Here is a 23,642-nt window from a genome sequence, read left to right as displayed (position 1 = left end):
ACACAGGAGTCTCACATGAATGCCAATACGAAGAAGAATGCCATGATGCACTCCGCGTTACTCGCGGCATTGAGCCTGGCAGGGACCCAGGCATTGGCCGAGCCGGCCAAGATGCCGGAATTGCCCAACGGTTGGGAGGCCTGCGGCGGCGTGGCCAAGGCCGGGATGAACGACTGCGCGATCAAGACCAGCCTCCATTCCTGCGTCGGCATGGCCAAGAAAGACAACGAGCCTGATTCGTATGTGTTTCTGCCGAAAGGTGTGTGCGGCAAGATCGCGAACGGCAAAGTGCTGGCCATCACCAAACAGGACTTCGAGGAGATGAAGGCGAAGATGATGAAGAAGATGTAGGACCACAGCCAATGACGGTTCTCGTCTCATCGCCCCCGATTCCGGCCCAAGCCGGGATCGGGCTGCGGTCACGCCACTTTCGGGAAATCCTGAAGGAGCCCCCGCCGGTCGCCTGGATGGAAACCCATCCGGAAAACTATTTCGGGGACGGGGGCCTCCCGCTGCGCGTCCTTGAGCAGATCAGGGCCCGGTACCCATTAAGCTTTCACGGGGTGGGTCTGTCGTTGGGCTCCACCGATCCGCTTGATCGAGGCCATCTGCGAAGGCTCAAATCACTGATTGACCGTTTTGAGCCGGCTCTGGTCTCGGAACATCTCTCTTGGAGTTCCGTGGACGGTCGGTTCCTCAACGAGTTGCTCCCCATGCCCTATACCCAAGAGAGCCTGAATCATGTCTGTGCGCGGATCGACGAGGTCCAGAACGTCCTGCAAGGGCCCCTCCTGATCGAAAACATCACTCGGTATTTGACATGGCGTGATTCCACGATCCCGGAAGGTGAGTTCATAGCCGAGACAGCCAGGCGGACCGGCTGCGGGATTCTGCTTGATCTGAATAATGTCTACGTCAACGCGGTCAACTTTCACCTGGACCCGTTAAAGGTTTTGGATGCGATTCCGGCCGAGACGGTCTGGGAAATCCATCTGGCGGGGTTCGATCGTTTCGGGAGGTGGCTCATCGATACCCATGGCGAGGCGGTCTATCCCGAAGTCTGGGGACTCTTTCAGTGGGCGATTCATCGTTTCGGACCCCGCCCGACGTTGATCGAGTGGGATACCAACATGCCGCCGCTTTCCGTGCTGGTGGAGCAGGCCAAACAGGCGGAGGCGATTCTCGGAGGCAGCCATGTTGCGGCTTCATGAGATTCAGCAGGCATTGGCCGAGGGGGTGATCGAGGGGAAATACCATGTCGTGGCGGATGCGATCGCGCCGGGCGATTCAGCCCTGCGAAGCATGACGCTCTACCGCCGGCTGATCCGGACCAACTATACGCAGGTGCTCGGCGTCACCTTTCCGGTTCTGCGCCGGCTTGTCTGACCTCGGTATTTCGATCTCCTTGCACGTGGATATATGAGGAAATATCCCTCGACCAGCGGCGATCTGTTCCAGTATGGGCGCTCTCTTCCCGCACTTCTTCACGAATTGCGGGGCGATTCCCTGCAGGTCGAGCTGGCGCGATTGGAATGGGCCTGCCATGAAGTATCTCAGGCTGCCGACTCGCCGCCGTTCGCCATCGAGGACCTCGAGATCCTCGCCTCGACCGATCCGTCGCGCGTGACGTTCATCCTCAAGCCGGCTGCGCGACTGCTGCGGTTCTCCCTGCCGGTCCATCGCGTATGGCTGGCATTGCAGCCGGACGCCCCGGCAGACATCGTGGTCGATCTGCCCCTGCCGGAGGAGGAGACCCGCATCGTCGTGACAAGGATCGAAGGGAAAGTCCGCCCGGCCGCTCTGGCTGCTCTCGACTCCCGGTTGCTCGAAGCCATGGCCGAGCGAAAGACCGTCGCCGAGGTTGAGCAAATGGCGATTGAGTCCGACCCCGCGTTCGATGTCATTCGGTTTCTGGCTTCCATTCTAGACTTGAACCTGCTCGCCGGCGTTGCCGTGGAGGTGCCCGCATGACACATGGCACCAGTTCGTTGCCGCGCGCTCTCATTCATGCAGTTTTGATGTACGGTCGATTGGTCAGGGGATTGGAAGCCTTGCTCCCCCTGTTCGACCTGTCAGTCCGCCTGTACCTGGCGCAGATCTTCTGGAAGGGCGGCATGGTCAAGCTCTCCAGTTGGATGTCGACCGTGATGCTCTTCACACTTGTCTACGATGTGCCGGTGCTCCCGCCCGAAATTGCGGCCTACTTGGCGACGGCCGTCGAATTGGGCGGATCGTTCCTGCTGGCGATCGGTCTGGCCGGGCGTTGGGCGGCGCTCTCGCTCTTCGGCCTCAACATCGTGGCGGTGCTCTCATACGGGCAGTTGTCGGAAGCAGCGATCCAGGAAGCGTTTTATTGGGGGATTCTCTTTCTCTATTTCGTACTGCACGGACCAGGACTCCTCTCCGCCGACGCCCTGTTACGCCACCTCGTTCGACGCAGGCAGTCAAAGAGCGATACCGAGCAAAACCTTCCGGAACAGACGATCCCTCGCAGTGCCTAGAAGTCATTTCAAAACCCCCATGATCGTGCTTCGACAAGCTCAGCACGAACGGAAAAATATCTTGTTTTTATGAGCAGATCCGTTCGCCCTGAGCCGGTCGAAGGGTGAACGGAGGGTTTTGAAATGTCTTCTAGGATAGACCCGGACGCACAGAGGAGAGCAGGCCTGTCATCGGGAGGATAACCGAGCCGATCATGCGTGGAGCGCGGCAGAGGATTCGGCACATGGATGCCCGATTGCGGGAAGACGAGAGCTTGCGGGACCGTGGTGGAACAAACTGTAAGCCAGCTCACAGTTTCCTTGCATTCGTCCTGTTATGAAAACGGTTTGAATTGTACGAGTGCCGACAACGCCATGAGACTCTCGGGTTGCCAAGCTCCACGGCAGGACCGATGCCGATAGCCATTCCGCATGCGGAAAGCCATTGCCTTGTCCGAGATGCCCGAGTACCCTAACAGACCCTAGCAGCGAGTTGGTCTATGGATGGCGTCCACACTACCCCTAACAAACTCTGGTACCTCAAACACATTCGCCTGTTCGACGGCATCACTCCATCAGAAATGCAGGAGATGGAGCGAATCACCCGCATGCAGGAAGTGAAAAAGCGCCAGCCTCTCTATTTGCCCGGTGACCCCAGCAGCAATGTCTATCTCCTCAAGAAGGGAAGGGTCAAACTGGCGAATACCGGCGCCAGCGGGAAGGAAGTCACGTTTGACATCCTGGAGCCGGGAGAAATCTTTGGAGAGTTGGAGGTGTTGGAGGGCTTGCCTCGTGAGACGGCTGCTGAAGCGTTGGACGATGCCATGATCTGCGTGATTCGGCGCGAAGATTTTGATCGCTACTTAGCGGCCCATCCCGATATCACCGTCAAGCTCACGAAACTGATCGGGTTACGCCTGAGAAAGATCCAGAGCCGCATTGAGGACTTGGTGTTCAGGGACGTGCCGGCGCGCTTGGCTCATTTGCTTATCGAGCTGAGCAAGAGCGACGGCGTGAAAGAAGCGCAAGGGATACGGCTGCGGGCCAAGCTGACCCATCAGGAAATGGCGAACCTGATTGGGTGCAGCCGGGAAACGGTCAGCACCACCCTGGGCCAGTTCCGCGACGATGGTCTCATCCACATGGACGGTCGAACGATCGTGATCCTCAACCCGGATGCGCTGGCGCGCCTGGTGTCGTAACGAGTCCTCTTCGTGAGACCCATTCCCATTTGACCTATCAGAGTAGAGAAGAGTGTCATGGAGTGACCCCCATCATGACGGATATGATTCCCCAATCTATCAGCTCCTTCCGGGTTCCTTGCCACCGCCATCCATCTTGTTCGCTCGCCTCTTCAAACGGCTACCGCTTCGGTCGCCTACTCCGTTCGTGCAGTCGGCTCACCAACCAGTCCTTGCTCGGCACCCCCACAGCCAACAGCTCCCCGTCAAGCACGAAGGCCGGCACCGCTGGGAGCCCCAGAGTCCGCGCCCGTTCCTGATTGTCGATTACGTCAACCCTGCAGGCGGGAAATTCTTTCCGGATCTGATCGGCCAACACACAGGCCGGCTGCTCCGACATGCACCCGCGGTGAATGAAGACCTGTAAGACCGCCATGCTCAACCAATACCGGAACCGGACTCAAAACATCTGTAATCCCGCTTACAGATCGATCCGGCACGTTCACGATGACAGGCTGCGAAACGTCAGAGCCGTCATGAACCATGGGGGGTCACAATTGGCCACCGGAGTCCGGCGGGATCTTGACGACGAAATGGTTCAGCAGCGCGTGGCGCTCGTAGCTCAAGAGATACAGGTGCAAGACCGAGGGGTCTTCGGCATCCCGATGAAGCAAGGGGCCATCGACGCCGATGGCGTGGTGATCCAACCAGCGGTTCTCCTCGTCAACATGAAATCCATAGAACGTCCGTTGGGTCGGGGGATCAGCCACGACCTGCTCATAGGATTCGAAGAAGCTCGGGTTGCCGATGCCGAATGGAGCCTGCCAGCCCCGGTCGTACCGGGCCGGGCTTGTACGGGGGAGTGTATTCAGGTCGAACCCGCCGATGATGAGATGCGTCGTCTTCCCGGTGTCGCGGCTGCGGAAGGCGAGATCAAGCTCAACCAGAGGCGACGCGTTCCCGGTCAGCCTCACGCGTCGCATCGTGGTGCCGGTGAGCTCGGCAAGGTAATGGAGTTGGGTGTCTTGCGGATGGGCGCGTGAATAGCGTCCCGGCGGGATGAACTTGGCAAATTGGACCGGCGCGACGTACCAGTCACGGTAGGTGGAGGCGACGCGCGTCACAATATTCGTTCGTTTGCTGGCCTGCTCGCCCAAGGCCGCGACCGGCTCGTCCCACTGCGCGATGGCTTCGGCCGGCCATTCTTGCTCGACGGTTCGGAGCCGCTCTAGGCGCACCGGCGTCCCTGACGGATCGACCCAGTGCTCCAGCGACCACCAGTAGAACCAATAGGACAGGCCGGTTACCTGTTCAAAGAGTTCCTTGTAGAGTCCGAGTGGAAACGTGAACCAGAGGTGCTCGTACACTCGCTCTCCGCCATCCTCTTTCGTGAAAAGCAGCAACTCCCAGAGTCCCGCGTTGAGACAGTTGCGGGCGAGATCGACTCGGGTCAGCGCCCGCTGCTCGAATCCGTCCCCGCCCTCGTGTACCTGCACATGGGCGGAGTGCCGAGAAAACCGAACCTGCTGCCGGTTCCATTCCCGGTCAATCAGCGCGATCTTGGTGAGATCCCCATCTGCCCTTGCCCAGGCAGGGGCTGCTGCTACGAAGTGGGCGAGATCGACGTCCGTGAGTTCAATCGCCGTCGAGGCGGGCGTCGCCGGCTCGATCAGGAAGCGAAACCTGGTGCCCTCGGTCTGTTGGATGATCAGATTGCCGTGTCTATAGTCCCCAGAAACAACACTTCGCTTTTCGGGATCTTCCGGGTATTCATCGGCGCTGAACGCCCTGAGCGCCACGGTTTGGCTCGGCGTCTCATCATAACGAACTTGGAACCAGATGACCCCCACGAGGACAATGAGGCTCAGCACACTTGGCAGTACAAGTCCCCACCGTTTCATGGTCCTCACACGCATGGCAGCGCTCCTTTCCGAGACGGGCCACCACGCCCGTGACTGATCGCCGCCTTGATATCCCACACCCTCCGCCACGGACGGATGGGCGCAGCAAACAGCCTCCGGCGTTGGACAATGGCCGTCCCGGGAAACAATGAAATGATGTAGTGAGTGAGTGGACCGTCTACGAAAGAAACGGCGGAGCGCGGGCTTGAACTGTCTTTGGGACGACAGGAAGGACCGGTTGCGGCAACGGACCGGCAGGGCTTAAGGAAACGAGCGAGATGGGGCGCGTCGGCGGCGAGCAGGCCACCAAGCCCGCCTCTCCGCTCGTCCCGATCCAGGTGCAGACCTGATGATGGGGACTGTGCGGTTCGCCCGGACGAGGGATTCCCGCTTCCAGCGCCCAGAGGTGCATCCAAACGGTCAGCGAGAAATACGCCACGCCGATCGCCCAGATGCCGGCCTTTGGAAGCGTGAGGGCGAACCCTCTCATGGTCATCACGCTACAACCGGGTAGGATCCGCTGTCAATTTGCCGGCCTCTCGTTCGCGAGCGTGACCTCATCGAGGAGGAGATTGTTCCAATTGGCAGAGTCGGAGCACTGTGGAGGGTTGCCGCGTCTGGCCCAGGACCATCCGGCAGAAAGCCAACTCCTGTGCAAGCATCCAGCCGTCACGGTGAGGTTCACGTCGGCGCGGGTTCCCATCCTTCGGCGCGTGTTCTATTGGTAGTCCTCGTTCAACGATTTCAGGAAGGCCACGAGCAAGGCCACGTCATTGGCCGTGAGGGCGATTCCCTGAATCGGCCGATTGATCGCGAGATGGCCGTTCCGCAGGGTGCCGGCCCGAGCCTGGTCGGAAATCGTCCGGTAGAATTCGATGATCGCGTCCAGCGTATCGAATTGGCCGTTGTGCATATAGGGCGCGGAGTGCCCGAGGTCACGGAGCCCCGGAGTCTTGAAGGCCGCGATCGTGTCGGTCAGCAAAAGGGTATCCGCGGGGCAAGGGGCGGGGCGAGTCTCGCAGAGCATGGCGCGGATCTTGGCTTGGGGATTCGGCATGTCGGGATTCGCGAAAACGTTCCAGAGTCCGAGATCGACGAGCGCAGGATTCGCGAGGGAGGGGATGGAACGGAATGGTTCGTGAGCCGCGGGGTGCTGCTCGGTGGCCGGCAGGAACTGATTGGGACTCGCGCTGCGTGTGGAAAGGTCAGGAATTGCCAGGGCCGCAAACGCTCCGTTGCCGTGGACAGCGTCGTATTCGGTCTGGGTCGTGCCCGTGTTGCGGAACGTGAAGTCCGTGAAGTTCGGCGCGGGATGGCAGGCCAGACAGTTGCCGATTTTGCCTGATGCCAATTGGGGAGCCGGAGGCGGAACTGACGACGGTTCCGCAAGGAAGATGCGCAGGCCGTCGAGTTCGGAGGCGCCGAATACAAAAGGCTGATCGTGGAACTGGAACCGGCCGTCGGGCCTGTTGGGATTGGACGTGACAAACCGCGGAGCAAAGTGAGGATCGCCGATCGCCGTGCGGAGGCGCCGGCTATAGTCCAACGGCGATTCATCGGGATCGGGTTGCTGAGGCAAGCCATTGATTTCCAGAAACACGTCGAACGGCGAGCGGATCGGGGCGCCGTTGTCGTCGGTCTGTGAAAAGAGCAGCCCCTTCACGTAAGCCGCAACGACCTTCACGACCGCATCGAAAATCTCTTGATCGGTTCCCGAGCCGACAAAGACTTGAAACTCGGGCGGCAGGCGGAATTCGTCGGGGATGGACGCATTCGTGCCGGTAAAGAGCACCCGGTACGGGAGGCCGTCGAACTGTTGCGCGAGGTCGCCGGCGCCGTCGTCGCCGCGGACGACCCCCGCAATGTGCGCAATCGCCTCGGCCTTCTCGCCTGGAAGCCAGCCGAAATTCCTGCCCGTAAAGGTTGCGGCCACAAGATCCTCCATCGAGTTGAACTCCGCGTCGAAGTGAAAGAGGGAACCGCCCGGCCGGTCCAGCGAGGCGTTCACCAACGGCGGAGAATTGCGCGGAGCGTGGGTCTTGCCGTCCGAGCGGGCCGGCACCGGACTGCGCCGCGCAAAGTCGGCATAGGCTCGCATGCCTCCGCCCGGCACACCCAAGTTGTCATCCACAAAATGACAAGACCGGCAGTTGATCGACGTTCCTTGAAAGGGACCGGGACTGATCGGTGGTCCCGTGGTTTCGACGGTCTCCACGACAGGATCGCCGATAGTGGGGTCGTTCACGTCCCCGCCGTTGTCCAGGAACGCCTTGAACGACTGCGCGAAGCGCGTTTCGAGGAACAGTCGTTCCCCGACTGTTTGCTCGGCGCCGGGCGTCCCGGTGGGAGCCGGCGAAGCGGCGGTTCCGTCGGGGTTGTCTCCGGCCGAACAGCCGGCAATAGGAATCGTCAGGACTGCGGCGACAACTCCGGAGAGGAGAATGCGACACGCCGCCTGAGTCAGGTGACTCCTGGTCATCATAGGGGGTACCTCGTAGAGTTCGGAAAAAGGACGATGAATGACGCAAGCGGCGTGCAGATGGAAACACGCGCCTGCCTCATGCCCGCTTAACAGACCCTCGCAGCAACAGAGCCCAACGCCAGGCGACCTTATCCTTCCCGCTCAGGGGACGGGGCCGAAGTCGTTGGGCTCTGGGTTCTAACCGCTGGCCGCTTTCGACTGGGATGCCGAGAGTTATCGAATCATTCTTGATTGGATCGAGCCATCAGGGGCTGTTGCAAGAACCACATTTCGTAGATCGGAATCGCCGTCATGATCGAGAAACCGGCCACCATGAGACAATCTCCGGCCAGCATCGCCAACGAGAAGATCGGGGACACGTAGGTAATGAGCCAGGGCGAAATCAGGTCCAGCATTACGCCTCCGAACCCCGTCCACGTCACGCCGATCTTGAAGCCGTTGCCGGCCCCGGTCAAATAAAGCACATGCGCGAGAATCATGAACACCACCGGCATCGTAAAAAGGTGGAAATGGGTCACCTCAGCCAGTTCTCGAAACGACATGGGTTCCCCGAAGGTGGCGTCCGAACCTCGATAGTGAGCGGCGATGCCTTGAAGCGAAAGCTCCGTCATGCTGTGCGCCCAGAAGAACGAGAAGACGAACCCGGCGGCCATCAGAAACAAAAAGAGCGTGTACACCAACCGGATATGGCGATCGGAGTCCCTCAGGCGAAATCGAGTGTTGAAGTGACGCATCCGGGAGGGCCCGCTTCGCCGCGAGTCATTCGTTGAAAAGGAAATCGAGAAAGCCTTTACCGGACCGCTTTTCCGCGACCTGGTCGCTGCCGCGGCCCAGCGGCTTGAGGTAGAGTTCGTCGATGAGCACCAGCGCGCGTTTCACGCCGGCGCTCATGGAGCGCACCGACATGGTCGCGCCGCTGATGTTGAGGATGTCCCGGTTGATCCGGATCGGATCGGAGACGGTTTTGCCCTCGTATTGGGCGTTGAAGCGTTTGGTGCGGACTTCGCTGCCGCGCGATTCGCGGAACACCAGCAGTTCCACGTTCGTGCACTGTCCCTTGGGATCGACTCCGACCATGTAGGTCATCGGTTTATGCTTGCCGATGGTATTCTGGACCATGGCGTAGCCGTCCAAGGCGGACCCGGTTTCACCGATGTAGATCTCGAACGTCTCTTCGGGAAATTTCCATCCGATCCGCGCCTCGATCTGAGCCTTCTGATCCGGATGCAGCCTCACGATCTCCTTCCTGACTCGTTCCGACTCGGGAAACATCAGCTTCACGGCGTCCTCTTCGGTCAGATACACCTCGGCGTGCATCATCTCCTGTTCAGTGAGGTAACGTTTGAGCTCGCTGTCCCAGATCCGCCCCGCCCAGGATGGAGGAGCGGAAACTCCGAGCAAGAAGAGGAGGACAATGGTGCGAAGCCCAACTGTCATGTGCCGGCACATCCTTTGTCCTGCAAGGTGCTGTTCAGTTGGTTGACGACGTCGTTCATGGCAACCTCAGAGGGCTCGACCGGCCACCATTTCGTGGCCTGGGTGGTTGCCCCCCCTCTGGCGTGCCATCGCTGTCGAGTTTCCAGGACGCTGACGGACGTGATGTCGTCCTGTTGCTTCAGCGCGAGAGTCAGCCGAGCGCGCTCTTTGTTGCCGAAACCTTCCCGCCTGAACAGGCCGTAAGGCCGTTCTTGCCCTTCCATTTCCGTCCAATTGGTTTCGATGAGCCCGTTTTGCTTGTCCTGTACTCGAAGGGAACGGTCCTTCACGGAATTCAAGGCGGCGTCCCACACGACCTCATAAGAACAGACGAAGAATTGCTCCTTGCCGCCGCTCAGCGACACGCAGCCAAGGGTCAGCGCAATGCCCAGCAACAAACACGATGGTCGGAACGCCGCCATGGTCATCATCCTCGGATCATCGGGGGGCCGGAGCCCCTCCCTGGCAAGGGAAAGACTCCGAACCACCGGGTTAGAAATATGTCGCAGCCGAAATCACGAACGCGCTGTCGTGAACGCGCTCCCCCGTATTGGGGTTGAACGCTTGCGGCTGATATTGATAGCTCACCTTGAACACGGCATCCTCGATCGGTCGATAGTTGAGACCGAAGGAAATCTGCTCCAGGTCGCCTTGCCCTCCTCCGAAGTCCAGGTTGGTGTTGACCCGGTCGTAACGGACGACCGCGGTGAACGTGGAGCCCTCGCCGAACCGTTTGGGTGACAGTTTGGCCAGGAAGCTCGGCATGAAGTGGTAGTTGCCTTGAATGTAAAAGCCGCTCATCCGTTGGGGCGGAATTCCGAGCGGGTTGAGACCACCCAGCCCCGTCAACAAAGACCCTGGTGCGAATCCGATGGTGTTGCCCGTGACCGCCCTGGAATTGTGTCTTGCGTAGGCCCAGGCGGCCTCGCCAATGAGTTCGAACGGCCCGCGTTGAATCGTCCAATCGATCGCCATGATGCTGAGGGGATTATAGTTGGAGCCGAATGACCCGCCGCTCGGAGCGGCATTCCCATAATACCCGGAGCCGGCGACTTCGACGCCGAGCATTGGGCTGTAGGCCAGACGTCCCACGACCGCCTTCCCGTTGTTGATGTCGAACCCGTCGTCGGCCGCGCACTTGCGTTGGCGAGCGCCCCGCGTGCCCGATTGTTCGTTGATGGTCGGGGTGCCGTCGGGGTCATATCCGCATGGGCCGGTCGTCACGTAGAATTCGTAGTCCACTTTGCCGGTCCGGCCGGGATAGAAGGAGCCGTAGAAGCCTGCTCCCGTTTCGGCTACGGTGGAGGGGATGATGAGCTGGCTGACGAGGGGCCGATCCGTCAGATCGTTGAGCGGGGAATCGTGAAGCAAGTTGAACTTGCCGATCGGGAGCAGCAAGACCCCCGCCCGCAGGTTGAAGGGTTCTTTGATCAAATAATCGATATGGGCGAATTCGAGCCCGAATTCAATTTCCCGGTCCGGGCCGCCCTCTTCGCGAATGCCATGTTCGATTTCGATTTCCGCGGCGAATTTCACATGTTCGGTGATGTCCGCATAGATGAACGGCACGAACCGCTGCTGGTCGAAGTTGCTGTTGAGCCCACCAAAGCCGTTCTCAATGCTGCGCTGCCGGTGCGTCCGAAACTGGAAATCCATATAGCCGCCGACAATGGCCTTCGGCGCCGAGACGAACGGTTTGGCGTAGACCAAGCGGCCTGATCCGGTGGAACCGAAGGACAGAGCCGGCTGCGTCTCCGCCCGGCGCTCCCGTCCCACTTCGGGCAATGGACCGACGCCCGGCTCCTCAGGCGGTGTCTCCGGCCTGATCAACTCGGGCCGCTCGACGCCTGGAGGAATACCCTCCCGTTCGCGTTGTTCCCGCTCTTCCAACATCTGCTCCAACTTTTTCACTCGTTCCTCAAGGGCCTTGTCTTCCGCCCAAGCCGGCAAGGCCGGCAGCAGGCACAGCACGAGCGTCCCGAGGATTGACCGACTCCTCATCGAGCACCTCCATACACAGCGTCATGGGGTTGTGGTCTGACTCGGGACTCTCGGGTCGCTGGTCTATTCAGTCGTGTCTTCGATCAATAGCTCAATTACCTGTTCTCGTTTCCGGTGCTCCTTTCATCGAGAGATGGGCGAAGGTTCGGGCGGTGCAGGCGTCCACCCCTCTATGGACTTAAACGGGATCACGGTGAAGTGCTTGCAGCGTTTGCATTTCAGCTCAAGGCCTTCTGCGCGCAACTTCGCGATGAGCTGCCCGCACTCGCAGCGCGTCCCGCTGCGGTCGGCCGAGCGGAGGTCCCGGAGTTTGGAATGATCCATGGTGTGGTCGGTGATAATGAAATTGAGAACGATTATTAGCAGCGCCGGGTATACGCAAGTCATATGCCGCTGATGGAACGGGCGTCATTATTGGAGCTTGCTCGCCGGGGAGCTTAAAAGATGAGCGGAATCGCTCATGACGCACTGTGCGAAACTGCTTAAACGCTCGAAGTCGGCGCTGCTCCGAGATCATGTCCAGCCGGACCGGCGGGGCGAGGCTGACCCTTTCGGTGGGCAGAATCACGCGCATATGAAGTAAGAGGCCCTCTCTGCTACTCTTGCGCTTTCGGTCATTCTTCGTGGTCGGAGTTGGTATGTTGCCTCGATCTCTTTTTGCCATCCGGGTGATGCGCGTTCGGATCTTCCAGATCCCCGTCTTATTCTTGCTGAGTGTGAACCTGAGTTGCGCCTCCGTCCCCGCGAATGCCCAGCCGGTGCTCGTCAAGCGGTCTCAGATGCAGATGGGAACCCTCGTGACAGTCACCTCCGTGGCGCCGACTGAAACGGTGGCACAGGCCGCCGCCACAGCCGCGTTTCACGAAATCCATCGCTTGGAAGCATTGATCAGCACTTGGATTCCGACGAGCGAGCTGTCGCAAGCCAACGCAGCGGCCGGTCGGAAGCCGGTGCGAATCAGTCCGGAGACCTTGGCCGTCCTCAAACGTTCACTGGAGATCGCCGCATGGACCGATGGCGGGTTCAACATCGCGATCGGTCCGGCGGCGGAGGCCTGGAGCGTGACGGAGCGGCAGCAGATTCCCAGCGAGCGCGAGCTCCAGGATCTTCGCGATCTTGTCGATCTTTCACAAATCCAATTGGATGACACGGCCGGCACTGTGTTTCTGTCCAAACCGGGCATGAAGGTGGACGTGGGCGGAATCGGAAAGGGCTACGCGGCTGACTTGGCCGCGCGCGCGATGCAACGGGCCGGCGCCACTGCCGGAGTTGTGGCCCTCTCGGGAGACATCAAGACGTTCGGGCGGTTGCCGGGCGGCTCCCGCTTTCCAGTGGGGATCAGACATCCACGAAAGGAAGACGAGCTGCTGGCCTACGTTGAGCTTCAGGATGAAGCCATTTCCACAGCCGGCGATTATGAGCGATTCTTCGAACGGGATGGAATGCGGTATCACCATATCCTGGACCCGACGACGCTCCGTCCTGCGAGAGGGTGCCGGAGCGTGACGGTGATCGCCCGCGAGGGGGCCCTGGCCGACGGGTTGGATACGGGGATCTTTGTCATGGGGCCGGAGCGCGGGATGGACCTGGTCGAGCGGTTGCCTGACGTGGAGGCGGTTATCGTGGATGAAGCAGGGACAGTTCGGGTCTCATCGGGTCTCACCGGACGAGTCCGGATGCTCATGGAATGAGCACCTTCTGCCGTTGGTTCCCGTTCGAGGTCGTTCCCCTGAGCCACTCGTTGAACATGATCGTCGTTCGAGCAAGCGGCGCGGCAGTCCGGCCGGCCGGTTCATGCCCGGTGTATCGAATCAGATACCGCTGTATCTGAAATGGTCCGGCGCCGGCCTGATCGGATACACCGCGCTCCGAAGGCGCGCGAGCTGGCGAGAGAGAAGACCTTCCGGGTCATCCCCTCTTTGTTCTTGCTGATCAAGCGGTTATCAATGCTCCAATTTTCGTCGGCATGCGCCGCTCCTGCACGAGGTACGTGTGATGCATTTCGTTCGCAGCAAGAGGCCAAACAGGCCGATGAGCACGGCGCTCGGCTGCAACGTACGGTCCGGCCTCATCGCACTCACCCCATATGCAGGAGGAATTCAACATGAATGAGCAGATGACCAGCTTGCCCTCGAACATGGAGGGACGAGTCCCCCCCTTGCCTGATCCTTTGCCGCCTTTTCCGGAGCCGCCGGTGCAGCCGTTGCCGCTGCCTCAACCCTTTCCACAACCGATTCCGATTCCCTGGCCTCAGCCGTGGCCGCCGAAAATTCGCAGCCTGCGGTGCGGCTGTTATCTGGTGAACTACAAGCCCAACGGGAGCTTATTCGTGACGTATGACGGCACATTGCGTGTCGAATGTCACAATAACGGCCGAACCGCCAGCGGCGACCTTTACCAGCGTCGCGTGATTTGGCTGCCGATCCCGGGGTTCCCGCCTCAGCCTCCCAAACCGATCCTGCTATCCGGACCCAATCCAGGGGCAGGAATTCCCATACTTAGCCGTGGCAACTACCGCTACTATCTGCGCGTCACGCAGATCCTTGAGTACTTCACGTTCGGAAACAGTTTTACGTTGGGCTTCGAGATGTGGCGTTTCACGAAAAACAGCGGCGGCTGGAGCACGGGAGGGATCTGGACGAACGAGGGCGCGTTCAGCGCGGTGATGACCTGGCAGGCCGCGCCGGCAGGATACCCGTCGAGCGGAGACTACCTGGCGGGCGATGTCAAGAACAGCAGCGGCACGGTCGTCGGCAGGCTGACGATGGGCTGGGTCTCGCCCTACCTGCGCAAGGCCACCGTCGAGATCGATCGCGTCACCCAGTCTGAGGCGGCGATGCACAATGGCGCCGGCGTGGACTGGAGAGCCGTGGGCGATGGGATCGGCTGGGATATCACCGTGGACGAGAGTGACGCCAATGTCGTCGAGCCGAGCGGAGAATTCTGGTCCGATGCCGAGTGCCATGCCGAGATGTTGGCTCGCCGCGATGCGTCCAACCTCGATACAGAATGGCGATACCATGTGTTGTGCGTGCGGGGGCTCGATTCCACTTCGCGGGGAATCATGTACGATGCCTATGGCGGCGATTCGAACAATGTGCCGCGCGAAGGATGCGCCATCGCATCCCATTGGGTAATCCCCAATGCGGCAGAGTGGGGGCTGGTTCGAGGCCTGCGTTTTGGGACGGCATTGTCGCCGTACTTCCGCACGGCGGTCCATGAAGCCGGCCACGCGATGGGACTGTACCACAACACCGCGGACAACGGATTCATGAACACGACCAACGTGATCGCCGACAATTCCCTCACGCCGGGGAGTCCGGCGTTTCCGAACAACATTCAATGGAGCTACAACGCGGAAGACGCGAAGCGTCTCCGACACATGCCGGATATCTATGTGCGTCCCGGCGGGGCCCCGTTCGGCACCTCCTATGCGTCCACGCCAATCAGCCCCACCGACCTTGAGATAGACATGAAGGGCCTGAGCCTGAACGCGACGCCGCTGATCGAGACCGTGCCGCTGGGCGCGCCCGTGCGTCTCACTCTCGAATTGGCCAATACCACGACCGAACCGATCCCTGCTCCGACCACGCTGAGCATGAAGAGCGGGCTGGTGAGAGGGAAAGTGATCGATCCTGCCGGCGCCGTGAGGACCTTTTCACCGATCATCCTCTGTGTCGAGGATCATCCGGTGGCTCTGTTGAACCCGAAGGAACGAATCCGTCACTCCGTGACATTGCTGCGCGGCGCCCAGGGGGCGTTGTTCCCCATGCCCGGGGCGTATCGGATCATCGTTGAAGTTCATTGGGACAGTGGCGGCATCGAAGCCGTCGTCACGGGCGAGACGGACGTGATGGTCACGCCCGCGGTCGACGACGCCCATGCTCAAGCCGCCCTCAAGATCCTCTCCACCCCCGATACGCTCCTCACTCTGGTGCTGGGCGGGGATCATCTCGTCGACGGCATCGAGGCGATCCAGACGGCGATCAAGAACCCGATGCTGCGCCCGCACTACGCGTACATCGAGGCCAAAAGGGTGGCCGAGCGATTCGGCAAACGGAAAGCCAACCTCAAGGCCGCCGCGGAATTGATCGACGATGCGACCGTCATGACGCCTGCGGAGATCAAGAGGGCGGCCGGATTGGTCAAGGCCGAAGGGGCGGACAGTGCTCCTGGAAAGACCCTGGCCAAGAAACTCAAGCACAAGGCGGGTATACTGAAGGCCGGCCATGATGTTCGCGAACTGGTCGATTCGCTGTAACCACAGGCGCAAAAGAGGCCTATGGATCTTGGGTTTCCTGGTGATCATCATCCCCGGCGTGGGATGTGCCTCCACGCCGGGGGACGAGCGGAGTGAAGCCATGCCGGAGCCGGTCGCACCACTGGTCGGAAATTGGGAGAAGATGACCCATTCCGCTTGCAGCGAGAGGTACCCTGATCGGATTCAGTTCCGGGAGGGCCGGTCCTATTCCGGCCACAAGGCCTCACCCGACGCCTTTACGTGGTGGGACGTGGGCACCTACGAGATCACCGGTCCGGGACACATCAACATCTCGACCGCGAACGACGCCATCATCACCTACCGGTTTGATCTTTCAGGCGGGGTGCTGGCATTTCGAGACCCGGATGGGTGTGAGTTCAAATATCGCAAGGTGGGGTAGACCAGATCAGTGCCGTCGCCTGGGAGTGAGCCCTGACACCGGACTCCGCCCCTCTCTTGACAGGAGGCGGGTCGCCCACCGAGACTAGCGCCCGACCAGCCCATGATCATAATCCTCTCCGGGATGCGGAATGGCCCATCCGGATTCGCAGAGCGGCGCCTCGGCTTCCGATCCTCCTCCTTCTCAGGGCACGATTCTACTCATTTGTATTGCCGGACCTGATCGCGGCAAACGGTTCGCCATCCGGACCCAGCCGTTGCTGCTGGGCCAGTCGTCGCAGTGCGACGTGTTGAGCGACGATCCCGAGGTCTCCGCGCGGCATGCTCGGTTCTGGGCGGATGGCCTCCATGCCCGTTGCCAACCGATTGAGACAGCGGTCGTCTTCGTCGATGGACATCGAATTCAGGAGGCGCTGTTGCTCCCGCAGCAGCAGATTCGGATCGGCCGGTCCACCTGGCAATGCGGAGACGGCCGCGCCCAGACCGGCATGCGCTTCGACGGCTGGCTCGACGACCTCAGCGGGCGCATCAGTTCGGTCGCGGGCGTCGAGCGCATCGAAGGGTTCAGCGCGCGGGACATGTTCTCCGAGGTCTTCCGGTCGAGGACCGACGAGGAGGTGGAGGAATACTTTACGGTCGGCACGCCGGCCACGACCCCGCCGCTGAGCCAGGTCGAGACCAACTGGCCCAAGCCCTGGGTGTTCTTCAAAACGTTCACCCTCTCGGTCATGGTGTACCTGGCCTTCGTGTTCGCGATGAAGGAGTTCAACAACCCGAAGCTTATTCCGGGCCTCATCATGACCGGCGCGTTTCTGATTCCGGTCTCCGTGCTGATTTTCTTCTTCGAGATGAACGTGGTGCGCAACGTCTCGCTCTACCAGGTCGTCAAGCTGGTGCTGCTGGGCGGGGTGATTTCTCTCGTCCTGTCGCTCTTCCTGTTCAAATGGACGGACCTCAGCAGTTGGCTCGGCGCGATGAGCGCCGGCATCGTGGAGGAAATCGGCAAGGCGGCGGCCTTGTTGCTGGTGGTGAACAACCTCAAGTACCGCTGGACGCTCAACGGTCTCCTGTTCGGGGCGGCCGTTGGGACGGGGTTCTCGGCGTTCGAATCGGCGGGCTACGCGCTCTTGTCCGGCCTGAGTTATGGGCAAGAGGCCATGCTGGACATCATTACCCTGCGGGGGCTGCTGAGCATGTTGGGGCTCCATGTGATCTGGACCTCCATGGTCGGCGCTGCGCTGTGGCGTGTGCGAGGCGCGAAATCCTTCAGCCTTGAGATGGTGCGCGAGCCTCGGTTCATGCGGGTCTTTCTGTTGGCCGTGGGCTTGCACATGATCTGGAATGCCCCCTTCACCCTGCCGTTTTATCTCAAGTACCTGGCGCTCGGATTCGTGGCCTGGGTCGTCAATCTCGGATTGATTCAGGTCGGGCTCAAGGAAATCCGCGAAGCGCAGCAACAGGAGCGGGCTGCCAGGGCCTGATCGAGCCTGCGCAACGGGGTCAGGTCCGGCGTTCTCCCACGCAGTCCCGCCGCATCCCGCGCCGCCAGTACCATCCATAGACCGCAACGTTCACCGCCACGACCACCAGCCCCAGCGCGATTTGAGTCGTCCTGGTCAGATCGGCAGGATAGACAATCGGCATGATGTAGTGCTCGATGAAATCCCCCTGGTACCCCTCGTTGCCGGCCTTCGCGCGGAGCCAGATCTCAAGCGGCGTCAGCGGGCATAGCCATCCGCCGAATTCCACGGCCGCACCCCAGATTGCAGCCGGCAGGTGCCACCAGATCACGTGTGGCCAGCGATAGACGAACAGCCCCCCAAAGACAACAAAGAGCACGAAGCCCAGGTGCAGCAATACAATCAGGTTGGCAAGCCAGGAATAGAGCATGGCTAGCCCACATTATTCATGACGGTTCGTGACGAAACCGCCAAGGAGCCACGCGAGACGGGCACGCGGAGCCACGAGGAAGGGAGGCAGACTTGAAACAGTCTGTTGACCGACCGAGCGGCAAGCCTGCCCGCTTGGGTGCGGGAACCCGGCAGCCAAGCCTGTCGCAGCCGGGGTACCTGTTGCTCTTTGTCAGCAACGGGTCGAACGGTGGTTGCAGTAGAAGCGTTCATGAATAATGTGGGCTAGTACAGCCGCGGAGCATCCTCATCCGCGGGAGCCGGATAGAACAGGCGTGGCCCTTCCCTCTTGGCGAACGGGGTGAGTTGGTGCTCGTCCGCTCGCTCTTGCGTCATGATGTGCCGGACCGTCCAGTCTCGCGTGAGCAGCGCATCCGCGATCATCGACCGGTGGCAGCGCCAGGGCACCGCCTCGGCGCACTTGATGACTGTGGGGGTCTCCGTTGCTGTCGCCATTAAGTCATCCACGGCGTTCCAAAACGCCGGCGTCTGCATATAGTCGGCGTAGCCACGGAAGCTGGCGTTCTTCCATCCAAGGTTCGGGGAGTCCTTGACGGGTTTGCGCAAGCCGCCGAGTTCCTTGGCGTGGCTATACGCGATCCCGGCTTCCTGCAAGCTCTGGCGGAGGGCTTCGCGGTTGAACTGGGGATTGTGACGGGAGCGAGGGATTGTCCGTACGTCCACCAGTCGGCGGATGCCGTGGGATTGGAGCAGGGCAAGGAAGGTCTCGATCGGTCTGGTCGAATGACCGATCGTCCAGATGATAGGGGGTGGCATCGCGGCTATTGTGCCAGACTGTAAAGTCGAGGGCCAATTGTGGGCTATGGGGTTCTCTATTTCGAGGGTGATAGGATAAACCGGAACGGGGGTTCCGGCTGAATGTAACGGTTGATCGGGCAAGCGAGGTGACGCATGAATCGTCTGAAAACCGCCATGCTGTTGGCGACGCTCACCGCGTTGATGCTGTGGGCGGGGTTTGCGCTTGGCGGTCAACAGGGGCTCCTCACTGCCTTGGTCCTTGCGGGTCTGATGAACATCGTCTCCTACTGGTGGTCGGATCGGATCGCCTTGCGGATGCATCGCGCGCAACAGATCCCAGAAGACGAGACGCCCGAGCTGCATGAGATCCTGCGCACCCTCGCGAAGCGTGCGGACATTCCCACGCCCAAACTCTATCTGATTCCCGAGCAGGCGCCCAACGCCTTTGCGACCGGTCGCAACCCCCAGCATGCGGCCGTGGCGGTGACCGCAGGCCTGACGCAACTCCTCACTCGTGACGAGATCGCAGGGGTGTTGGCCCACGAACTGGGCCACATCAAGAATCGAGACACGCTGATCATGACGGTCGCGGCCACCTTGGCCGGAGCCTTGACCATGCTGGCGCGCTTCGGAATGCTGACGGGTGGAGCCCGTTCACCGGATGATCGAGGCCGAGGCAGCAATCCGCTGGTCACGATGGTTGCGGTCATGCTGGCGCCGGTGGCCGCGGCCTTGATTCAGATGGCCATCTCACGATCCCGGGAGTTCCTCGCGGACGACGCAGGCGCCGAACTCACAGGTCATCCGCTGGGCCTGGCGCAGGCGTTGCGTAAGATCTCAGTCGCCGGTCGTCAGATCCCGATGCAATCGGGATCGCCCGCCACCGCCCATCTGTTCATCATGAATCCCCTGTCCGGAGGAGGCTGGACTTCGCTCTTCAGCACCCACCCGCCAGTGGAACAAAGAATCGCGCGGCTGGAAGCGATGGCAAGACGGAGAGGCGCATAAGGCGCGTATGAAACTACTCCCGTGGGTGATGCCGGCGTTGATGCTCTGGGCCATGTTGGCCGGGTGTGCGGAATCACCGACCGTTCGGCAACTACAGGAGATCCGTTCCGGTGCCCCGCCCGCTGGTTCGCCAAAGACACCATCTGGATTCCGGCTGCCGGCCACGTTTGTCGGGAATCTTCCCTGTGCCGACTGTGCAGGCATCCGCTACCAGCTCAACCTGTGGCCGGATGGACTGTTCTTCCTGAGGACCACCTATCTGGAAAAGCCGGTCGCGGCGGGAGAAACGGACAGGTTCGACGAGATCGGTCTCTGGTCCTTCTCCGCGGATCGCCGCAAGCTGAGTTTACGAGGCAGTCGCGGAGCCAGAGAGAGCTTTACCGTCGTCCGCCCGGATCTGCTCCGCAAGCTGGATCAGAAGGGACGGCCGATCGCATCGGAGCTGAATTACGATCTCACACGCCAGAAGACGGTCGAGCCGTTGGAACCGAGGTTGCTGCTCCGCGGACTGTACTCGTACTATGCGGACGCTGGCAGGCTGAAGGAATGCTTCACCGGGCGCACATTCCCGGTGGCCACGGAGCAGGACAACGTGGCGCTCGAAGTTACGTATCTCAAGCTGCAACAGGAGCCGGGCCAATGGTTGTTGGCGAACCTGGAGGCTCGCGTCGTCCGGCGACCAAAAATGGAGGGAGCCGGCGAGCAGCCTGTCATCGTGGTCGAACGGTTCATCAAAATCCTTCCCGGAGAAACCTGCGAAACGTCCATGTCCACGACGGAGTTGGAGCAAGCCTATTGAGTGTCATTCCTACTTCCTACTCACCGTTCATTCCCCTTGAAGGACTCGCAGCCTGCCCAATGAATGGCTACTCAGCAGCGGTCCTCTCCCGGCCATTCGCGGATGGGGGGCGAAAATGTCCCGCCTTGCGAGCCAGCCAATCAGTTTCAGTGATCGGCTGGCTGACCAAACGTGAAAGAACACGTTCCCCTGAGGGAACCTCGCCGCTCGCGCTTTTCTTAAAGGCCAACAACCCCCACGTAGATCACATTTTCGCTTTGATTGGCGATAAACAGCTCATTCGTGACCGGGTTAAACGCCAAACCCTCAACCTTGGCGGTTCCCCCACCTGGAGCGGTAATGGTCCCGCGCATGGCCAAGGTGTTTCGGTTGAACACCGTGATGGTTCCTGCCGCGGAGTTGCCGCTGAACAAGTACTCCTTTCCATAGGTGAGAGATCGGCAGTCTCCTCCGGGAGGAGGGAATGACCGCACCACGACACCCGTGATGGGGTTGATGACATGGATTCGCGTGATGGTCGAGTAATAGAGGTAGATGCCGTCATAGGCGAGCCCCTCACCACGCCCAGGGGGGACCAGAATGGAACCTACCTGAGCCCCCGTGTTCGGGTCGATGGTATTGATGGAGCCTGAACCTGTGGTGACGTTTGCGACTCGGATCTTGCTGCCATCCCATTCGAGGCTCCCGATGGTATCGTTGGCGGTGGGGTCGATTTTACCCATCACCGTGCCGCTGGTGGGATTCAGATAGTAAATATGCTCCGAGAACGGCTGTTGCGTGAGAAACAGCAGCGCCGATCTGAGCGTCGCTCCGATCCGTATGAGTCGGGCATAGGCGAGGCCGGTGCTGGATCCACTGTTCTTCTGTGGAAATGCCAGCTTTCTCACAACCTGGAAGCGGATGGGTGGTAACGGCGTGGCCAACAAGGCCCTGAAGGCATTGATGCGACCTTTGCCGAGTTTGCCCGCGTAGCCGGGATTCTTCACATCAATGTTGTCGCACGTGTCCTCGATGATCTTTCGAACCTGCTGGTTGGTAAGAGTCTGGTTTCTGGACCAGACCAACGCCGCCAGGCCGGCCACATGAGGCGAGGCCATAGAAGTGCCGTCGAGGAATGCATAATTGTCGTTGGGATAGGTCGAGTAGACATTGACTCCGGGAGCGGAGACGTCCACCTTTGTGCCGTAATTCGAAAATGCCGCGCGGCGATCCTGCTGATTGGTTGCGGCCACAGCGATCACTTCGGGATAGACAGCCGGGTATTGCGGGGTCACGTCGATATCAGCATTGGCGTTGCCGGCCGCGAAGACGACGATAACGTTCTTGCCGACCGCGTTCACAATGGCGTGATGCACTCCCGTATGGTCCCCGTTCATCCTCCAGCTACAGTTGATGACGTATCGCCGAGTCGGATTGGCGACGGCCTGGGAAGCGACATAATTGATCGCATCGGCACGGTTTTGGTTCATTCCGGATGTGAGGTTCACCCGAAGCGGCATGAGTCGGCAACGCGGCGCCACACCGATCACACCGGCTGTGTTATCGACGCCCGCGGCGGTGCCGGCGACATGGGTGCCGTGACCGTTGCTGTCGTCTGGCGACGGGTCCGCAGCGTCGGCGAAGTCCCAGTCTTCGGAGCCGCGTGGCAGAAAGTTGGCTACCAGGTCTGGATGGTCGAGATCGGCGCCGGTGTCGATCACGGCGACGACGACGTCCGGGTTCCCTCGGGTAATATCCCAGGCCTCAGTCGCATCGATATCGGCATCTGCCGTTCCCGTGACGCCGTTCACAACTTGGCCCGTGTTGTGTAACCCCCAGAGTCTTGGAAAATGGGGATCGTCGGGAAGGTAGGCGAGGGCGTCATTAAATCCGGCCTCGCTCGGTTCGGCAAAAGCAACTTCGTCGAGCTGAGAGAACTCACGGAGGGTCTCAAACAAGCCTTTACCTTCCGGCACGGTGAGCGTGTAATAACCGGGCGTACGCTGCCTTGCGACGATCTGACATCCCTTGGATTTGATCAGGCGCTCGGCTTCTTTCTGGCTTACTCCATCGCGAAACTGAACCGTCAATTCATCCGGCAAAAAGTATCGCGTTAGCCCCTCATTGTCGATCAACACCGGGATGGTGTTGACAATTCTCGGACTTGCGCCTAGCGAGTCTCTCGCGGCGGCCACGTCCTGTCCTGGAGCAGTCTGAAACACGGCAAAGCCGCGGTCGAGATTCATGCCTTGACTGAGGGGCAACATGGTCGTCGCCATGACATCTCGGGCCATATCTTCAGTGGCGTGGGGTTGGAATGTCGCCATCACTTCATCGCTCTTTGGGTGAAACGTGATGGTCTTCTTGCTGAACTTGTTGGTATAGGAGTATTTGGTCTCCTGCTTCACTTTGGGCTTTTGGATATCCATCGTGTCTGTTCCTCCTCTTCATCACATGGTCATGGATGCTGAAGGCAGCCGGCTGGTAAGCGACTGGAGCGGCCGGCGAATACGACTCACACTCGAGTACAGCAACTCCTGTGCCGGTACCATTCGCTGCGGCTTGTTTCGGAGGCGTCGATAAAATCGAGAGGATCGTGAAGGCGGCGATAATAATACGGGTATTTCTATTGAGCTATCTCCGGCGGCAACGAGAACAAAATGGATACAGTCTGTATCAGATTCGATACGTGGCTATATTAGGGAGCTGACGCCGATGCCAGGGAGGCCCTATCGGACATGAAGAAAGCGGGCGGCGAGAACAGATCCGGCAATGACAGAGTGACGCCCGCTGTTAACCCACATTATTCATGACGGTTCGTCGCGAAATCGCGCAGTCGCCAGGCGAGACGGGCAAGCACAGCCGCGAAGGACCAAGGCGTACTTGCAACAGTACGTCGAGGGACTGAGCGGCGAGCACGCCCGCCATACCAAGCTTCGCTTGAGCCGCCGCGTTCGATCACATCGCGGCGGAGAGGCACTTTGCCTTCGACTTCTCATGTTGGCT

Annotated in this window: 23 protein-coding genes; 12 read left to right on the top strand and 11 right to left on the bottom strand. The window is 60.3% G+C overall.

Annotation, left to right across the window (positions count from 1 at the left end):
- Window positions 1-15: 15 nt before the first annotated feature.
- From bufA1 to QWI75_RS18545, 6 genes are all read left to right on the top strand, one after another.
- On the top strand, window positions 16-351 hold the full coding sequence (gene bufA1, locus QWI75_RS18570; protein WP_289270584.1) for a BufA1 family periplasmic bufferin-type metallophore: 336 nt from the start codon (window positions 16-18) through the stop codon (window positions 349-351).
- Window positions 352-362: 11 nt separating this feature from the next.
- A complete protein-coding gene (bufB, locus tag QWI75_RS18565) occupies window positions 363-1,211 on the top strand; it encodes an MNIO family bufferin maturase (protein WP_289270582.1) in 849 nt (282 codons plus the stop codon).
- Window positions 1,195-1,386, top strand: a complete 192-nt coding sequence (locus tag QWI75_RS18560; protein WP_289270580.1) for an HvfC/BufC family peptide modification chaperone — start codon at window positions 1,195-1,197, stop codon at window positions 1,384-1,386. The genes bufB and QWI75_RS18560 overlap by 17 nt, the downstream gene beginning before the upstream one ends.
- A gap of 33 nt (window positions 1,387-1,419) precedes the next feature.
- Complete coding sequence (locus tag QWI75_RS18555; RefSeq protein ID WP_289270578.1) at window positions 1,420-1,971, top strand: hypothetical protein; 552 nt, start codon at window positions 1,420-1,422, stop codon at window positions 1,969-1,971.
- A 47-nt stretch (window positions 1,972-2,018) separates the two neighbouring features.
- Window positions 2,019-2,501: a DoxX family protein gene (locus QWI75_RS18550; protein WP_289270576.1), complete on the top strand. Its 483-nt coding sequence runs from the start codon at window positions 2,019-2,021 to the stop codon at window positions 2,499-2,501.
- Between the two features lie 479 nt (window positions 2,502-2,980).
- Window positions 2,981-3,682, top strand: coding sequence for a Crp/Fnr family transcriptional regulator (locus QWI75_RS18545; RefSeq protein WP_289270574.1), 702 nt, complete (start codon window positions 2,981-2,983; stop codon window positions 3,680-3,682).
- A 160-nt stretch (window positions 3,683-3,842) separates the two neighbouring features.
- Here QWI75_RS18545 and QWI75_RS18540 read toward each other — a convergent pair whose 3' ends face one another.
- From QWI75_RS18540 to QWI75_RS18505, 8 genes are all read right to left on the bottom strand, one after another.
- Window positions 3,843-4,097, bottom strand: a complete 255-nt coding sequence (locus QWI75_RS18540; RefSeq protein ID WP_289270573.1) for a hypothetical protein — start codon at window positions 4,095-4,097, stop codon at window positions 3,843-3,845.
- Between the two features lie 115 nt (window positions 4,098-4,212).
- Window positions 4,213-5,577, bottom strand: a complete 1,365-nt coding sequence (locus QWI75_RS18535) for a hypothetical protein (protein WP_289270571.1) — start codon at window positions 5,575-5,577, stop codon at window positions 4,213-4,215.
- Window positions 5,578-5,740: 163 nt separating this feature from the next.
- Window positions 5,741-6,052, bottom strand: coding sequence for a hypothetical protein (locus tag QWI75_RS18530; protein ID WP_289270569.1), 312 nt, complete (start codon window positions 6,050-6,052; stop codon window positions 5,741-5,743).
- Window positions 6,053-6,280: 228 nt separating this feature from the next.
- Entirely contained in the window at window positions 6,281-8,044 is a 1,764-nt protein-coding gene (locus QWI75_RS18525) for a cytochrome c peroxidase (protein WP_289270567.1), read from the bottom strand.
- Window positions 8,045-8,265: 221 nt separating this feature from the next.
- A complete protein-coding gene (locus QWI75_RS18520; protein WP_289270565.1) occupies window positions 8,266-8,778 on the bottom strand; it encodes an Aq_1264-related membrane protein in 513 nt (170 codons plus the stop codon).
- A gap of 25 nt (window positions 8,779-8,803) precedes the next feature.
- Window positions 8,804-9,481: an FMN-binding protein gene (locus QWI75_RS18515; RefSeq protein ID WP_289270563.1), complete on the bottom strand. Its 678-nt coding sequence runs from the start codon at window positions 9,479-9,481 to the stop codon at window positions 8,804-8,806.
- The gene (locus QWI75_RS18510; protein WP_289270561.1) at window positions 9,478-9,942 is read right to left on the bottom strand and encodes a hypothetical protein; all 465 of its coding nucleotides are present in this window, start codon (window positions 9,940-9,942) and stop codon (window positions 9,478-9,480) included. The genes QWI75_RS18515 and QWI75_RS18510 overlap by 4 nt, the downstream gene beginning before the upstream one ends.
- Window positions 9,943-10,012: 70 nt before the next feature.
- Complete coding sequence (locus tag QWI75_RS18505) at window positions 10,013-11,521, bottom strand: TonB-dependent receptor (RefSeq protein ID WP_289270559.1); 1,509 nt, start codon at window positions 11,519-11,521, stop codon at window positions 10,013-10,015.
- 638 nt (window positions 11,522-12,159) lie between these two features.
- Between QWI75_RS18505 and QWI75_RS18500 the strand changes: the two genes are divergently transcribed.
- The 4 genes from QWI75_RS18500 (at window position 12,160) to QWI75_RS18485 (ending at window position 17,662) form a co-directional block, all read left to right on the top strand.
- Window positions 12,160-13,212 carry an FAD:protein FMN transferase gene (locus QWI75_RS18500; protein ID WP_289270557.1) on the top strand — a complete coding sequence of 351 codons (1,053 nt, stop codon included), beginning with the start codon at window positions 12,160-12,162 and terminating at the stop codon, window positions 13,210-13,212.
- A gap of 413 nt (window positions 13,213-13,625) precedes the next feature.
- The gene (locus tag QWI75_RS18495) at window positions 13,626-15,782 is read left to right on the top strand and encodes a zinc metalloprotease (protein ID WP_289270555.1); all 2,157 of its coding nucleotides are present in this window, start codon (window positions 13,626-13,628) and stop codon (window positions 15,780-15,782) included.
- Between the two features lie 28 nt (window positions 15,783-15,810).
- Window positions 15,811-16,182 carry a hypothetical protein gene (locus QWI75_RS18490; RefSeq protein WP_289270553.1) on the top strand — a complete coding sequence of 124 codons (372 nt, stop codon included), beginning with the start codon at window positions 15,811-15,813 and terminating at the stop codon, window positions 16,180-16,182.
- Between the two features lie 130 nt (window positions 16,183-16,312).
- Entirely contained in the window at window positions 16,313-17,662 is a 1,350-nt protein-coding gene (locus tag QWI75_RS18485; protein ID WP_289270551.1) for a PrsW family glutamic-type intramembrane protease, read from the top strand.
- 19 nt (window positions 17,663-17,681) lie between these two features.
- Here QWI75_RS18485 and QWI75_RS18480 read toward each other — a convergent pair whose 3' ends face one another.
- Window positions 17,682-18,071 (bottom strand): DUF2784 domain-containing protein, encoded by a 390-nt coding sequence (locus tag QWI75_RS18480; protein WP_289270549.1) that lies wholly within the window; start codon window positions 18,069-18,071, stop codon window positions 17,682-17,684.
- 245 nt (window positions 18,072-18,316) lie between these two features.
- Complete coding sequence (locus QWI75_RS18475; protein ID WP_289270547.1) at window positions 18,317-18,868, bottom strand: DUF488 domain-containing protein; 552 nt, start codon at window positions 18,866-18,868, stop codon at window positions 18,317-18,319.
- 135 nt (window positions 18,869-19,003) lie between these two features.
- Here QWI75_RS18475 and htpX point away from each other — a divergent pair, with 135 nt between their 5' ends.
- Together htpX and QWI75_RS18465 are read left to right on the top strand one after the other, a co-directional pair.
- A complete protein-coding gene (htpX, locus tag QWI75_RS18470) occupies window positions 19,004-19,858 on the top strand; it encodes a zinc metalloprotease HtpX (protein WP_289270545.1) in 855 nt (284 codons plus the stop codon).
- A gap of 7 nt (window positions 19,859-19,865) precedes the next feature.
- Window positions 19,866-20,657 (top strand): copper resistance protein NlpE N-terminal domain-containing protein, encoded by a 792-nt coding sequence (locus QWI75_RS18465; protein ID WP_289270543.1) that lies wholly within the window; start codon window positions 19,866-19,868, stop codon window positions 20,655-20,657.
- Window positions 20,658-20,875: 218 nt separating this feature from the next.
- Here the strand turns inward: QWI75_RS18465 and QWI75_RS18460 are convergent, their stop codons facing one another.
- Complete coding sequence (locus tag QWI75_RS18460) at window positions 20,876-23,065, bottom strand: S8 family serine peptidase (RefSeq protein WP_289270541.1); 2,190 nt, start codon at window positions 23,063-23,065, stop codon at window positions 20,876-20,878.
- Window positions 23,066-23,642: the final 577 nt, after the last annotated feature.

Source organism: Nitrospira tepida, assembly GCF_947241125.1.
Taxonomy (GTDB): domain Bacteria; phylum Nitrospirota; class Nitrospiria; order Nitrospirales; family Nitrospiraceae; genus Nitrospira_G; species Nitrospira_G tepida.
This window is presented reverse-complemented; position numbering and strand designations above follow the sequence as displayed.

Bases quoted from the DNA above. Each gene is read 5' to 3' on its own strand.
- QWI75_RS18510 (WP_289270561.1), bottom strand. From the start codon at position 9,942: ATGGCGGCGTTCCGACCATCGTGTTTGTTGCTGGGCATTGCGCTGACC.
- QWI75_RS18460 (WP_289270541.1), bottom strand. From the start codon at position 23,065: ATGGATATCCAAAAGCCCAAAGTGAAGCAGGAGACCAAATACTCCTAT.
- QWI75_RS18500 (WP_289270557.1), top strand. From the start codon at position 12,160: ATGTTGCCTCGATCTCTTTTTGCCATCCGGGTGATGCGCGTTCGGATC.
- QWI75_RS18550 (WP_289270576.1), top strand. From the start codon at position 2,019: ATGTACGGTCGATTGGTCAGGGGATTGGAAGCCTTGCTCCCCCTGTTC.
- QWI75_RS18535 (WP_289270571.1), bottom strand. From the start codon at position 5,577: ATGCGTGTGAGGACCATGAAACGGTGGGGACTTGTACTGCCAAGTGTG.
- QWI75_RS18475 (WP_289270547.1), bottom strand. From the start codon at position 18,868: ATGCCACCCCCTATCATCTGGACGATCGGTCATTCGACCAGACCGATC.
- QWI75_RS18560 (WP_289270580.1), top strand. From the start codon at position 1,195: ATGTTGCGGCTTCATGAGATTCAGCAGGCATTGGCCGAGGGGGTGATC.
- bufA1 (WP_289270584.1), top strand. From the start codon at position 16: ATGAATGCCAATACGAAGAAGAATGCCATGATGCACTCCGCGTTACTC.
- QWI75_RS18555 (WP_289270578.1), top strand. From the start codon at position 1,420: ATGAGGAAATATCCCTCGACCAGCGGCGATCTGTTCCAGTATGGGCGC.
- QWI75_RS18525 (WP_289270567.1), bottom strand. From the start codon at position 8,044: ATGATGACCAGGAGTCACCTGACTCAGGCGGCGTGTCGCATTCTCCTC.
- QWI75_RS18540 (WP_289270573.1), bottom strand. From the start codon at position 4,097: ATGGCGGTCTTACAGGTCTTCATTCACCGCGGGTGCATGTCGGAGCAG.
- QWI75_RS18530 (WP_289270569.1), bottom strand. From the start codon at position 6,052: ATGAGAGGGTTCGCCCTCACGCTTCCAAAGGCCGGCATCTGGGCGATC.
- QWI75_RS18520 (WP_289270565.1), bottom strand. From the start codon at position 8,778: ATGCGTCACTTCAACACTCGATTTCGCCTGAGGGACTCCGATCGCCAT.
- QWI75_RS18485 (WP_289270551.1), top strand. From the start codon at position 16,313: ATGGCCCATCCGGATTCGCAGAGCGGCGCCTCGGCTTCCGATCCTCCT.
- QWI75_RS18495 (WP_289270555.1), top strand. From the start codon at position 13,626: ATGAATGAGCAGATGACCAGCTTGCCCTCGAACATGGAGGGACGAGTC.
- bufB (WP_289270582.1), top strand. From the start codon at position 363: ATGACGGTTCTCGTCTCATCGCCCCCGATTCCGGCCCAAGCCGGGATC.
- QWI75_RS18515 (WP_289270563.1), bottom strand. From the start codon at position 9,481: ATGACAGTTGGGCTTCGCACCATTGTCCTCCTCTTCTTGCTCGGAGTT.
- QWI75_RS18480 (WP_289270549.1), bottom strand. From the start codon at position 18,071: ATGCTCTATTCCTGGCTTGCCAACCTGATTGTATTGCTGCACCTGGGC.
- QWI75_RS18505 (WP_289270559.1), bottom strand. From the start codon at position 11,521: ATGAGGAGTCGGTCAATCCTCGGGACGCTCGTGCTGTGCCTGCTGCCG.
- QWI75_RS18465 (WP_289270543.1), top strand. From the start codon at position 19,866: ATGAAACTACTCCCGTGGGTGATGCCGGCGTTGATGCTCTGGGCCATG.
- htpX (WP_289270545.1), top strand. From the start codon at position 19,004: ATGAATCGTCTGAAAACCGCCATGCTGTTGGCGACGCTCACCGCGTTG.
- QWI75_RS18545 (WP_289270574.1), top strand. From the start codon at position 2,981: ATGGATGGCGTCCACACTACCCCTAACAAACTCTGGTACCTCAAACAC.